The 13,769-nt window shown below is 38.4% G+C and carries 12 protein-coding genes and 2 pseudogenes; 3 read left to right on the top strand and 11 right to left on the bottom strand.

Annotation, left to right across the window (positions count from 1 at the left end; genetic code table 11):
* Positions 1-106 precede the first annotated feature (106 nt).
* The 3 genes from OA91_RS21560 (at position 107) to OA91_RS21550 (ending at position 4,450) form a co-directional block, all read left to right on the top strand.
* Positions 107-712 (top strand): flavin reductase family protein, encoded by a 606-nt coding sequence (locus OA91_RS21560; protein WP_063339803.1) that lies wholly within the window; start codon positions 107-109, stop codon positions 710-712.
* A 26-nt stretch (positions 713-738) separates the two neighbouring features.
* Positions 739-3,357, top strand: coding sequence for a cyclic nucleotide-binding domain-containing protein (locus OA91_RS21555; protein WP_063339802.1), 2,619 nt, complete (start codon positions 739-741; stop codon positions 3,355-3,357).
* 160 nt (positions 3,358-3,517) lie between these two features.
* On the top strand, positions 3,518-4,450 hold the full coding sequence (locus tag OA91_RS21550; protein WP_046018801.1) for an exopolyphosphatase: 933 nt from the start codon (positions 3,518-3,520) through the stop codon (positions 4,448-4,450).
* A gap of 134 nt (positions 4,451-4,584) precedes the next feature.
* Here the strand turns inward: OA91_RS21550 and OA91_RS24130 are convergent.
* From OA91_RS24130 to cofD, 11 genes and pseudogenes are all read right to left on the bottom strand, one after another.
* A pseudogene (locus OA91_RS24130) lies at positions 4,585-5,292 on the bottom strand (EAL domain-containing protein); the annotation flags it as partial.
* 18 nt (positions 5,293-5,310) lie between these two features.
* The gene (locus tag OA91_RS24125) at positions 5,311-5,967 is read right to left on the bottom strand and encodes a GGDEF domain-containing protein (RefSeq protein WP_331709780.1); all 657 of its coding nucleotides are present in this window, start codon (positions 5,965-5,967) and stop codon (positions 5,311-5,313) included.
* A gap of 3 nt (positions 5,968-5,970) precedes the next feature.
* Positions 5,971-6,135, bottom strand: a pseudogene (locus tag OA91_RS24805) (response regulator); the annotation flags it as partial.
* Positions 6,136-6,147: 12 nt separating this feature from the next.
* On the bottom strand, positions 6,148-6,276 hold the full coding sequence (locus tag OA91_RS24765) for a hypothetical protein (RefSeq protein WP_269433043.1): 129 nt from the start codon (positions 6,274-6,276) through the stop codon (positions 6,148-6,150).
* A gap of 23 nt (positions 6,277-6,299) precedes the next feature.
* On the bottom strand, positions 6,300-6,713 hold the full coding sequence (locus tag OA91_RS21540) for a response regulator (protein ID WP_063339801.1): 414 nt from the start codon (positions 6,711-6,713) through the stop codon (positions 6,300-6,302).
* 20 nt (positions 6,714-6,733) lie between these two features.
* The gene (locus OA91_RS21535) at positions 6,734-9,238 is read right to left on the bottom strand and encodes a CHASE domain-containing protein (protein WP_063339800.1); all 2,505 of its coding nucleotides are present in this window, start codon (positions 9,236-9,238) and stop codon (positions 6,734-6,736) included.
* A gap of 263 nt (positions 9,239-9,501) precedes the next feature.
* Positions 9,502-10,509, bottom strand: coding sequence for a TIGR03842 family LLM class F420-dependent oxidoreductase (locus OA91_RS21530; protein WP_046018804.1), 1,008 nt, complete (start codon positions 10,507-10,509; stop codon positions 9,502-9,504).
* A 126-nt stretch (positions 10,510-10,635) separates the two neighbouring features.
* Positions 10,636-11,307 carry an NADPH-dependent F420 reductase gene (gene npdG / locus OA91_RS21525; RefSeq protein ID WP_063339799.1) on the bottom strand — a complete coding sequence of 224 codons (672 nt, stop codon included), beginning with the start codon at positions 11,305-11,307 and terminating at the stop codon, positions 10,636-10,638.
* Positions 11,308-11,357: 50 nt separating this feature from the next.
* Entirely contained in the window at positions 11,358-12,143 is a 786-nt protein-coding gene (cofE, locus tag OA91_RS21520; RefSeq protein WP_231870436.1) for a coenzyme F420-0:L-glutamate ligase, read from the bottom strand.
* A complete protein-coding gene (gene cofC / locus OA91_RS21515) occupies positions 12,124-12,792 on the bottom strand; it encodes a 2-phospho-L-lactate guanylyltransferase (RefSeq protein ID WP_063339798.1) in 669 nt (222 codons plus the stop codon). The genes cofE and cofC overlap by 20 nt, the downstream gene beginning before the upstream one ends.
* On the bottom strand, positions 12,789-13,769 hold the full coding sequence (gene cofD, locus OA91_RS21510; protein ID WP_063339797.1) for a 2-phospho-L-lactate transferase: 981 nt from the start codon (positions 13,767-13,769) through the stop codon (positions 12,789-12,791). The genes cofC and cofD overlap by 4 nt, the downstream gene beginning before the upstream one ends.

Here is a 13,769-nt window from a genome sequence, read left to right as displayed (position 1 = left end):
ATTCCATAACTAAGGTTTAGCACAGTCCGAAACTTCGGCAAGTCTATTAACAAATTGATGCAAAAAGAATAATGTTAGATATCGGGATTCAATTGAGAAACTAAGTATGATTTTTGAACTAGAAAAAATGTCGGCAAATCAGAGGTACCATTTAATCACTCAAACAGTGTTACCTAGGCCCATAGCATGGATACTGACAGCGAATGAAGAAGACAGCTTCAACCTAGCGCCTTTTTCTTACTTTGCCGCATTAAGCTCAGAGCCGGCTTTACTGGTAGTTTCCATAGGTAACAAAGAAAAAAACCTGAACAAAGATACAAAAACCAACTTATTAAGAGATAAAGAATGCATTTTGCATATTCCTAGTGTGCAAAATGCAGAAGATGTTAATACAAGTGCAGCAACCTTAAAGTATGGTCAGTCAGAAGTGAGTGAACAAGGGTTAGCACTTACCCCTTTTAGCCCAAATTTACCGAGATTATCGGATGCTAAAGTTGCCATGCACTGTCGCTTATATGATGTACATCAACTAAGTGAAAGCCAAAGTGCCTGCTATCTAGAAGTACTGAACATTCATGTTGAAGATTCAATCCTAAGTGAAGCCGAAGGCAGATATTTTATAGATAGTTTAGGTTTATCACCCCTAAGTCGACTAGGCGGTAGTGATTATGGTGTTTTAAATGAAAAACTAACCCTTAAAAGACCCAGCTAAATTTAGTCATAAGAAGAGGACGTTCTGTGAATTTAACAAGGCAAATTAAGCAACTGCCCTTTATCGAGAAAGCAGCACCAGAAGTCATTAGCAGTTTAATTCAAATTGCCGACATTATAGAGCTGGAAAAAGATGAGTATTTAGTTAAGCAGTTTGATATTGGCCAGCATTTATATTTTCTTCTATCTGGGGAACTCGGCACACTTATTCCACTAAAAGAAAATAATGTTGAGCACAATATTGGCAGTGTCAAAATCAAGAATACTCCCATAGGCTGGTCTGCATTTAGATCACCTGCTCGCTATACAACAACTTACATAGCGAATAAAAAAACACAGTTACTAAGGCTGCCAATACAGGCCCTCACCACCTTAATTAATCAAAACCCTGAGTTCGGCAATGATATCTTGTCATTTATCTATACTTCTTGCCTGCCCGTATTAGAAGAGGTTCAAAACCAAACACGACCATTTTTCTCGAACGAAAGTTTAGCCTTTGATGAAACGAGACCCTTAGAACCAACTAGTCATCATAAATTTTCTGCCCAAGAGGCATTTGACTTAATTAAGTCGAGCGCATTTTTTGAAGGCTTTAACCAACAAGAAAAACGCATTTTCAGTAAATCTGGTAATTTTTTCTTAGTGAATCAAGGCGATATTATTAGCCAACAAGAAAAAGTATCAGATGGCCTATACCTTTTGATCAAGGGTAAGGTCATCGTTAGTTACCAAACAAATAAAGGTAAAACCTTAACCACACGCACGATATCAAGAAGGGGTACTGTACTTAGTTGGACAGCACCAAATCAAAATATTAATAACCGAACTTCTATCATAGCTTCCAGAGATAGCAGCATCTTGTATATATCCCAAGAAAAGCTAGATCAACTGTTAGAGATGTCACCTAAGATTAAACATAAGTACTGGTATCGCTTAATTTGGTTAGTCGGTACACATTTGTTAGCAGCAAGGATGAGGCTCTTATCCCAAACCCTCAATAACGAAGTCACAGCCGTAAGCAATGTTATTGCACAAAATGCGGCACTATTATCGGTCAGCTCACCTTTATATAAAATCAGCGAACTACTTAAGAGCCAGATCACCACAAATGAAGCCTTTGGCCTTTTATATCAAAGCCTTCACTTTGGCAGTGCTTTAGAAAAAACCATTGCCGGCATGTGTCTTGATATTTTAAAAGATGTGCAAAGGGAAAATGGATTTTACCTACAATTACAAAAGGCCTACGACAGAGTCAAAGAACTGGACTCAGATACCCCTAAAATGGATATCAGGCGTGAGAATGCCCAACTATTTAAGCAAGCCTTTGAAAAAGTCCCCTATGTAATTAAAGGTTTAGAAAACCTTCCCAAAAAAGCGGGTAGCCTGTTTATATATAACCACCTAGCCAATGCTGAAAGCACCACCTTACCTAACGGTTTTAACTTTCCTTTAGACGCTCAGTTTATAAGCTCTTTAATCATAGATAACCAGTATGGTGTGACAGGGTTAAGGGTCGTTGGTCGTAGCCAAAAAAATGAATACTGGCGAGACGATTATTACCACAAGTTTGGCCATATCTTTGTTGATAGTTGGCAATCATTAAGCCAGGATGACACGGCAAATAATAGCTTTCTTCAAGATGCAACGAATGTCATCAATGATGATATCCCTTTACTTATTTCCCCTGAAGGCGCGCGTTTTTCAACGGAAGACTCTCCCTCTACTTTTGGTGAGTCTGCCTTTTCCTTAACTCAATCAAACCTTTTAAATGAAGAACCTTGGATTGTACCTATTGCCGTTGCAAACTTTGATAAGCGAGTCGATCACACCATATATTCTGTCGTGATCAAGCCTGCATTTAAACTTTCGGATAGGGTTAACCTTAACCGCAAAGATGCACTTTCTAAGTTTTTGAAGAAATATCAAAGTGAATTTAAAGGCTATGTTAGTGAAGCTAGGCAGCTTGCTAGAGAAATAGCCATTACGCCTTCTTTGAGCCACCAGCCTGGATATCGCTCTAACATGTTAAAGCTCAATCAAGTTGAAGCTGAGTTCGAATCGGACGTGAGAGCCCTAGAAAGTCAGCTTGCGCAAATATCCAATCAAAGCCAGGCAGTCGCATTTTATGGTTCTTCTACCTTCAAACTCTGGGATGACCTTCGACATAATCTAGGCCATATCAACACAGTAAATCTTGGATTTGGTGGCGCAACACTTGAAGCTTGCGTCTATTATTTTGAGCGCTTAGTGGTAGCTCGTCAGCCAAAGTCATTGGTTATTTACCTAGGTGATAATGATATAGGTAACCGACAAAGTTATAACCAGATCACAGAACACTATATTCAGTTGTTAGAAAAAGTTGATCAACACTTTTCAGACCTTCCTGTTGCACTTGTCAGTGTTAAACCAAGTCCTGCTAGAATGAAGCATCATGAAGAAATCATTGAAGTGAATAAATTGTTAGAAAGATTAGCTTTCACTAGACCCAATACAGAGTTTATCGATGTTTATTCTGCTTTTACCAAACAGGATAAAAGTTTAAAAACTGAACTTTTTTGCGATGATGAATTACACTTAAACAAAAAAGGATATGAAGTGTTGAGTCAACATTTATTAGCATTTGAAAACTTTATTTTTCATAAATAAACATGACTTTTTATTGATATTCTCTTTATATAAATCAATACCTTATATAAATGAATGAAATTTGAATTTAACTATAATTATATTGTTTGTATGGTGAACTCACTATATTCTTTAATCTATATGAAAGTAGCACTCTCTATACAACTATTTGGAAAACATCATGTCTGAAACAAAATTTCGCCTTGTTACCCGTAGTGATTTCGATGGTTTAGTCTGCGCAGTCCTCTTAAAAGACCTTGATATTATTGATGATATTTTATTTGTTCACCCTAAAGACATGCAGGATGGAAAAATAGAAATCACAGAAAACGACATCACCACTAACCTACCTTATGTGGCTGGTTGTCATCTGGCTTTTGACCATCACTTAAGCGAAACAGTTAGAAATGATGCGGATATTAAAAACCATATTATAGATGCAAACGCGCCATCGGCAGCCAGAGTGGTATACGACTATTATGGTGGTTGGAAGAAGTTCCCAAGCATCTCAATTGATATGATGGACGCGGTTGATAAAGGCGATTCAGCCCAGTTCTCTGAGGAAGAAATCATTAATCCACAAGACTGGGTATTGCTTAACTTCATTATGGACGCGAGAACAGGCTTAGGCCGTTTTAGAGATTTCCGTATTTCTAACTATCAGCTTATGATGAAGCTAATCGACTATTGTAAGAATCATACCATCGAACAGATTCTAGAGCTGGAAGATGTGAAAGAAAGAGTCGAGCTTTATCGTCATCATGATGAACAAGCTAAGTTGCAAATTCGCCGTTGTGCGACGCGTCATGACAACCTGGTTGTGCTTGATCTTCTAGATGAAGAAACGATTTATGCAACAAACCGTTTTATCATCTACGCACTCTTCCCTAATTGTAATATTTCTATCCATAAACTATGGGGCCTGAAAAAGCAAAACACGGTTTTTGCAATCGGTAAATCCATTCTAGATAGAAGCTCTAACACCAATGTGGGCGAATTATGCCTAGCCTATAATGGCGGTGGTCATATGAATGCAGGTACTTGCCAAGTGGCAAATGAAGAAGCAGATCAAGCGTTAGCAGATATTATTAAAACCATTAATCAACATGGCTAGGATAAGAAAGTGATTAGATCACAAGCTTGCTAGTTAAAATCTGCAAACACAAACCTGATACCTCTATCAGGTTTGTATCAGGATCAATAAGCCTCATTTTTGAAGTAAACTTATAGATGTGCTTAATCATCTAATTACAGATAATCCTGCACTATCTCCTCATAGCCTTTAGCTTCAGAAAAATAAAAGCCCTGCATCAAGTTAATTCCAAGTTCAGAACACACGGCAATATGCGCTTCCGTCTCGACACCTTCTGCAACTACCTCACGCTTTAACAGCTGTAACATGACAGTTAGTCCCTTGATTAAAACCATATTTTGGCTGTCATTTAGATTTTTCGGCATTAATGAACGATCAAGTTTAATCAAAGAAATAGGATACTTTTTCAAATGGTTAACAGAAGAAGAGCCTTTGCCGAAGTTATCCAATGCGATTTTACAGCCCAACTTATCTAGCTCTCTGATAATGTTAATTGAGTGATGTGATTTTTCGGAAAAAGCACTCTCAGTTAACTCAAATGCAACTAAGCTAGGAGCGACCTTATATTCAATTAGACACTTTTGAATATAATCCACTAATTTAACATCGTGAAACTGGATAGTAGACAAGTTGATAGTCATCACCAGCAAGTTTTCCCTGCCTTGATTAAATTTACCCAAAGAAGAGATAGCTGTTTTTATTATCCAGCGTCCAATACTAACCATTTGTTGAGTTTGTTCTGCAACGGGTACAAAGTCTCGGGGTGAGCGTAAGCGGCCATCTACTCCCCAGCGTATCAAAGCTTCAAAGCCAAATAACGTCTTATTCTTAGGATTAAGTATGGGTTGATAATGTAACAAAAATTGCCTTAACTCTTGAGCTTACTTTAACTCTTTCTCTAATAGTGCACGTAAATAAAACTGCTCTTGCATCTCTTCTTCAAAAAAACAAACTCGGCTTCGGCCTAATTTCTTCGCTCGATACATAGCAATATCTGCTTGTTTAAAAAGTTCTTCAAAATCTGTGGCGTTATCGGGATAAATTGAGATGCCAACACTGGCTGTTGAATGGATTTCAGATTCATTAATCAAGAATGGCTTGGTTAAGGTTTCAACCACACGAGTAGCAACCTTACTGGCGTCCTCAGCTGTATCTAGGTTAGATAAGCAAATACTGAATTCATCCCCACCTAACCTTGCAAACAGTTCATTGCCTCTTAGACAAGATTTAATACTATCAACAACTAATAGCAGTAACCTATCTCCAACATCATGACCATAGGTATCATTAATGAATTTGAAATTATCTAAATCAATTAATAAAAGAGCAATTTTATGCTTATCTCGAATGTTGTTAACGATATTGATTCTTAAGGAATGTTCGAAGTAAGCCCGATTTGAAAGTCCTGTTAAAGGATCAGACTCTGATAAAATCTTAACTTTTTTATAACTTTCAGTTAGTTTTTGCTCTAACTCAAATCGCGCTTTCGCTTGAAGTACTGCCCGTCTTAACCTGACGCCTGTTACCTCAGATTTCATTAAAAAGTCATGGGCTCCCGCTTTTAGGCAATCTATAGCGAGTTGCTCATCTTCCGATGAACTCATCATAACAATCGCTGTATTTGAACTTGTAGGTAACTGAGTAAGTTCATAGATCATCTCTGTGCCATCACGTTCAGGCATACGATAATCAAGTAAGATAATATCGTAAGAATGCTCTTAATAGAGATCGAGACCCTCATCGACCGTTTTAGCTGTATCAATAGAAGCATCTAAGTGGCTCTTCCTAAGTGCTCTTAAGACAAGCTCCTGATCAACCTTATCATCATCTACAATCAATACTTTCAAGATGACCTCCTTAAAAACAGTGGTTACACTGATTTAGGAAAATGGGCAATTTTCATGTAGGACCCTAAAAATTCAACAATGGAATCATAACCCGTTCCAACTTCATTTTTGATAAAATAACCTGCTACATTTTTATCAAAACTCAAGGCAATATCTTGCTCAGATTTAGAGGTAGTTAATACATATACAATACTTTGCTTAAATTTCTCATACTCACGCAAATAAGTTAAAAACTCTAACCCATCCATCATTGGCATATTTAAATCTAAAAGAATAATAAAAGGATATCCCACGACTCCCATTTTTAATAAATGGAGGGCTTCCTTACCATTTTTTGCTCTTACTATTTCATTTTTCAAACCAGCTTTTACAAAGCTTCTATTGATTCCTATTGCATCAACATCATCATCTTCGATTAATAAAATTGTAATACTCATTTCAACCTCAATTTAAAAAATTATTGATTAGGCAATGGCCAGCGAATAATGAAAGACGTCCCTCTTACACCATCAGATTCAATAAATAAATCACCACTATAGTGATTAATTATTCTTTTCGCTAAAGCTAGCCCCATACCACTTCCCTCAACATCATCCCTAGGTTTAAGTGTTTGAAACATTTCTAATACTTTTTTATGCATTTCAGGCGGAATACCAGGACCATCATCGGTAACTGTAATAATTTGATCTGTATCGGTTTTATTAAATTTAATTTCTATTAAACCTTTATCTTTATCATGATGTTTAACAGCATTAGATAAAATATTTCGAATAATAAGTTCAAATGGCACTCTAGGAATTAATAAATATGAGTTAGATGAAATACAAATAAATTCATCTGGTTTATCAATTAAATTAAACTGATCATAAACCAAATGCTTTAACTCAAGTGCTTCATGTTTATATTCATAGCGACTAACACGGGAGTAATTTAGTAAATCATCTAAAAGCCTTATCATACGACTAGAACGGCCCTTCATCAGGTCTAAGTGATTTTTAGACTCCTTTGATAAGGCTTTGTCACAGTCCTCTTCAATCCAATGAGCCAGTTGTTGAATTGCATTTAATGGCGATTTCAGATCATGAGATGCAATATAGGCAAACTGTTCTAGGTCTGCATTACTCTTCTCTAATGCTTTATTTTGCAGAATGAGGTTTTGTAGAAGCCCTTTTTCTTTTTGAATATCTACAATATGAATAACAATGTTAGAAATAACATTATTTTTATCAATTACCAAAGCTGCGGTAAGTAAGCCCCAAATATAGCTACCATTTTTATTGATAAATTGACTTTCAACATGAATAGAGGATTGCTTACGCTTTAACATATTTTTTATCATGTCATTTATTATCAAAGAACCTTCATTTGATAATATCTTATTAAAATTTTCATCTATCAGGTCGTTCCGATTGAAGCTTAACCATGAGCAAATCGATTTATTTAATTCAATAAATTCTAGGTTTAGATTTAAAATAGCAAATCCAGTTGAAGAAGCATTCACGGCCGTATCCAATAAGGCCTCAGAACTTTCTAATGCTTTCTCGATTTTCACTTCATTCGATAGATCACGAATAAGAACAATATAATAATTAGTAGAATTTGAACTGGCTTTAGTAATGGTTAAATCTATAGGTAACAACCGTCCCTCTTTGTTAGCAATATTGATAACTTTTTTCTCTTCGTAGGTGTGCTTACCTTTCACATTTAAGTAATGTTTCTCAACACTATCTGATGCAACTAGGTTAGGATCAGGTACCACGGATATGTCTTGACCAATCACGTCAGACTCTTTAAGTCCTAATGCAATTTCTGCTGCTTTATTAAAACTTAGAATTTTATTTGAGTTATCAATCGTAATGAGTATGTCACGCATACTATTAATGGTTGTTGTGAGCTTTTTCTCACTCACTTTCAATTCACGGGTCATCTCACCCGCATAAAGAATGGCTTTTTTATTCGACCTGGCCAGTACAATGAATAGAATAAGCAACATAATATCAATGCTAATACCTCCTATTAGAATCATCATAGGTTGATCATTCGAAACCTGATGCCGAAAGAGTGTTGTTGATTGCATTTCAAAAGTCCAACTACGGCCATACATATCAACTTCAAATGTTTTCGAAAACAAAGGAGACACATCATATCCTTCAGAGTTTGGCTTTAACTCATCATAAAGAAGATCTTCCCCATCGCTGATTTTAAAGTTAACAAGTCGATTTTCATTTTTTAGTGTGCCTCGCATAAGGTTTTCCATGATAAAAGGCGCATAGACATTAGCGATAAAAGATGCGCGTCTTAAAGGAATACTGTTAGGGGGTTGAACAAATTGATAGTAAGGCGCGAAAAACAAAAATCCCGGCGTTTTTTTCGCATCTTGAACGAGAATAATCGGCCCAGTAATCTGAGCCGATGCGGTATCTCTTGCTTTTATCGAGGCTGTGTGGCGATTTTTTTCATGGGCCATATCTAAACCCACAGCCTTTTTATTAAGTTTAACAGGCTCTATATGGGTAATTGGCCAATACTCATTTTTATCGTGGGTCGGGTAAATTTGGTAATCAGGCCTAAGCTGTCTTTGTTCTTCAAGATAATCATCCAACTTATCGGGTGCGACATAATCTATAACACCAATACCATTAATACCTGGGTACTTTTCTTCAATCGATAAAGCGTTAGCAAAGGCATTCCATGTTTTAGTATTAACCACTTTTTTTTGGGAGTGTATGGCAGCAACACCAGCCCACAAAGCATCTTCATATTTCAGCATTCTTTCTTTCACGAGTTCGACCAAAAGGTCTGACTGGAAATCAAATTGGATCTGACTTTTCTGATCCGCTAAACGAGATGTCACTTGCCAAGCACTCAAGGTTAAAACGAGAGATAAAACAACAACTAACCAGTGGTACCAATGTAGTTTCCCACTGCCTTTATGTAACGTATTTTCTGACTTCTTTATCATAAACAGCCTTAACTAAGCCTTTCTTTTTAAATGCCTGATAAAGTTTTCTTATCTAAGACAAACAAAATTTTTTTGTCTTAGTAAATATTAGTAGGGATTGAAAAAAACACATTGATAGGAAGGATTTAATGCCGTGGAATTACAAAAAATTATATATCTACAACAAGAGGTTAACGCTTTGAGAATAAACAAGCAGGAATGAAGAGAGGAAAAGTGGCACTAACATGAAAATGACAGTGCCACACAAGGGAGAAAGCCTGAACTTACCCTTTTTTAAATTCAGGGATAATGTGATTACCGTATTGGGCAATGATGTTTTCTTCATCACCATTATCTAAATAGATATTAAACTGAGTGGTACCCGCTTCTTCAAGATTGCGAATTTTCGCAATATGATCATCCACCTCGCCTAATACGCAGAAACTTTTAACAATATCTTCAGAGATGAAATCTAGATAAGGGTTATCACTTTGACCATGTTTTGAATAATCATAACCTTTACGGTTTTCGATATAATCCGTTAGACTCTTTGGTACAAGCCCTGAATCAGCACCATATTTCTCAACGATATCTGCCACATGGTTACCTACCATAGCTGGGAACCATTTAGTGTGTTCGACACAATCTTCCATCTTACCGAAGTAAGCAGGAGCAGCAGCCTGAACTTTAAAGTTAGACATGTCTTTACCGGCAGCTTCGCCCGCTGTAATCGCTTGGTCTTTAAACCAGGTGATCAAGCTGGGTTCAGCAATTTGCAAAATGACACCATCACCCACTTCACCTGCAGTAGCAAGGGCTTTAGGGCCATATGCACCAATCCAAACGGGTAACTCATAGCCATCAGCCCAAGGTAGCTTAACAGGCTCTTCACACTCGCCATAACTAACTTCTTCACCGCGAACCATGGCTTTTACTTTATGTGTAAATTCAGCCACACGAGCCAAAGGTGCTGGCTTCTTACCCATCACCCTCATAGATGAGTCACCACGGCCTAAGCCAATATCAAAACGGCCGCCACTTTGCGCTGCCAAGCTGCCATAAAGGCTAGCAGAAAGAGACCAATCTCTAATATTAGGGTTAGTTACGCAAGGTCCAAAACGCATGGTTTTTGTATGCTCCATACACATAGCCATAGCAACAAATGATTCACGCCACAAAATATGAGAGTCATAGAACCAGCAATAATCAAAGCCTGCTTCTTCGGCTTGTCTCACTAAATTTCTAGCACGATTTGGGCTCACGAAGCCTTTAAAAGTAATACCAAATTCCATTCTTTATTCCTCTTTGTCTTCAAGTTTTTATTGTTTTCATCTACTTACATTTACGTCTAACAATCTGTTCCACTCTTGAATAATGTCAAAAGCCGTTAAATACCTTTGTCAGCACAACTAAGTTATCTAGTCATGTTGAGGTGGCAGCACCCCTATACCTGCATGTGAAAAAGGCACATCCTTAGAAATATTCAAACGAATTAAAATCGGCGTAATTGCCTCAATACAACGAGCACTATCAGCAAGGCCAGCGTTATAGGTGCGTACACCCAATACATCAATCAGTGCCATCACTTTTTTCTTAGCAGCAAGTTGGTTACCACAAACTAAAACGTCACAATTTATCTCGTGTTCTAAATCATTGAGGGTCACAGCAGAGACATTATGCAAAGCCCCGACAACAGGAATATCCTCACCTAAAAGTGCTTGCGCTGCTTCGGTCGCAGACCCTTCAGCTGGCATATCAACCGCTTTTGGATTGCCTTGAGCCAAAGGAACGACAATATCGATTAATATCTTGCCTGCTAAATGTGGTTTCAAACTCAACAAGCTTGCCTCATGCGCACTAAAAGGCACGGCAAAAATCACCATCTCCTCAGCCGCTTGAGTCGCTTCTATATTGCCCATACCCGAAATACTGGCACTACCCGCTGGCAACAATTCACTCATTTGGGAAGCATCTTTAGCCGCCTTTTCTCCATCACGAGAACCTAAAACAACATCAATTCCAGCTCTAGCAAAACGTAATGCCAAGCCTTTACCTTGAGGCCCTGTGCCCCCAATAATTGCAATACTCATCCTTTACCCTCACATTGATTGTCTTCAACACTGTTTATTAAAATTTGCGATTATTTAAAAAGGTTCTCATTTGCTGCCCTGATCAAATCAGAGGCATGACTATCCTCGGCTTGCCACTCAAGACCACGAAAAATAATGACGGGACACTTACCACTCTTACTCATTAAAAGACCCGATGCACCTGCTAACTCGTCGGCAAAAGCTGGGGCTGTCACCTTTAATTCATGACCAAAGGCATCTTGATCTCCAAGCATGTGAGTAATGGCGGGCACATTAGCAAGACCAATTGCCACATTGGTTTGGCCCAAACGCCATGGCCTTCCAAAAGTGTCACTGATCACCACACCAATACGACAGGCAAATGCCTCTTCAAGGCGTTGGCAAATCTCTCTTGCACTTTTATCTGGATTTTTAGGTAAGGTTATTAACTGATTTACCTCATCTGCATTTGATTCATCTACCGCCGCATTAGCACAAATAAAGCCAAGTTTATGCTCAGCGATAAGCACACCTTCTTCCTGATCAGGGCGTTTAATGGCTCTCACAATGCGCTTTGATTGAGATAGGATCACCTCTACTTTTCGTGGGTCTTTGTTCACTTCTTTGGCTAGCTGAATCGCATCTTGGCTAGCTTTCACCTCATGTAGATTGACAACAGCACCTTCACATTTAGACACCATCTTGTGCGCAATCACCAAAATATCACCTTCTTGCAGTGGTGATTCGAGTTGATTAACCGCTTCTATAATAGCGAGCGCTGCATCATCACCTGGCTTAAAGTCAGCAAGGTTTGGCAGTCTAAAAACACTTAATTCTTCATCCATTGAGATTGGCATATTGCCCTCCTATTAAGGTATTTTTAGAGATTAAATTGATGCGATTCAAAGCATCTAAAGGCGCCTTTAGATAAGCAAGATCTATTGGTAAATCAACATCTTGACCGAGAAATGGAAGGTCTAATAAATGACAATCTAAGGATTTATTTAAAGCTTCAATTTGATGTGCCTTTGAAGATTCAAATCCAAAGCAAAAAGGAATGGCATCTGGGGGAGAACACAATAAAGCATTGGTCCCCTTATCCTTAGCAAGTGCAATAGCAACGCCTTGTTTACCCATCTCAAAATGAAGCAATTTCTCGATCTCTTCGACTTTTAGACAGGCAATATCCGCAGGCAAAATAAGCTGGCTAGCAAAGCCTTGCTCTATGCTCCATTGAGTTGCTTTTTCTAAGGCTAAATTAAGACCATCAGATTGCTCCTCAAGCAAAACATTAGCCTCATATCGTCTTGCTAAATTCGCGATCAGATCAGAACTTGTCACCACTAAAATAGGAAGGTGATTAAAGTGTTGATGAAAGAAAGCCAGTGTTTGCTCAAAAAGGCTGATTGCAAGCTTGAAACGTTGATCCCGACCTAAAGCTGATTTCAATCTCTGTTTAGACTCTGCTGGTGCCTTCATAGGAATAACAAGATTGATCGTCTTCATCCTGCCACCTGCAAATTAGTATCTAATTTCGAAGAAGCAAAGTTCACAACGTCAGCCATTAAAGCTTGTTTTTGGGCAAGGGATTGCATCAAGATGTTACGACTAAGAACCCCGTATTTCATCTGAGTAAGCAAGTCGATGAAAGCAGTATCTTGGGTATCAATAACAAGGTCATCAACCAAACCTTGATAGAGTTGAGCAACGCCTAAAAGCCCATCGTCCACACCAGCACTTGCCATCATTTTATCTGCTGGCCCTTTCACCGTTTTACCCGCAATAAAGGGAGAAACGGCCACTTTTCTCGCTGCACTCTCTTTAATCGCCTCCCTGATACCAGGCACATTAAGAATAGGTGTAATGCTGACAATCGGATTACTTGGCGCAAATACAATGACATCAGCGTCAGCAATAGCGGCTAAGGCTTCAGGAGTAGGTTTCGCCTGCTCAATGCCTTCAAAACGAATGGCTTTAACATCAGGCTGGCAGCGTTTTTTAACAAAATATTCTTGAAATGAAAGCCAGCCATCTTCCGTTTCTACTTGAGTTTGAACCACCTCATTAGTCGGCAAAAGTATGGGGGGTTTGACACCAAAACTTTGAGCGATTGATGCGGCGATCTCAGAAGCAGGTACACCTTCTTTGCGGGCCTGAGTGCGATAGATATGGGTGGCGAAATCCAGATCACCAAGTGACATCCAAGTATCCGCACCCAGCTTTTCAAGTCTATCTAATACTCGATGAGACTCCCCGCTCAGTCCCCAGCCTTGGTTTCTATCAATCACATTTGCAAGGCTATAAACCAATGTATCGATATCTGGCGATACCCATAGTCCATGAAACTCTTGATCATCGGCAATATTGCCTAAAATTGTGACCTTGTGTCCTGTTTTAGCTAGCCCCTCAGCGGCTTTTGCACCACCAACGCCACCTGCTAATAACAAAACATTCAGCCCTTTATGGGATGTGTGATTTAACAT

The organism is Marinomonas sp. SBI8L (genome assembly GCF_001624705.1).
Classification (GTDB): domain Bacteria; phylum Pseudomonadota; class Gammaproteobacteria; order Pseudomonadales; family Marinomonadaceae; genus Marinomonas.
The sequence above is the reverse complement of the archived record's forward strand: the minus strand, read 5'-3'. Positions and strand labels throughout refer to the sequence as shown.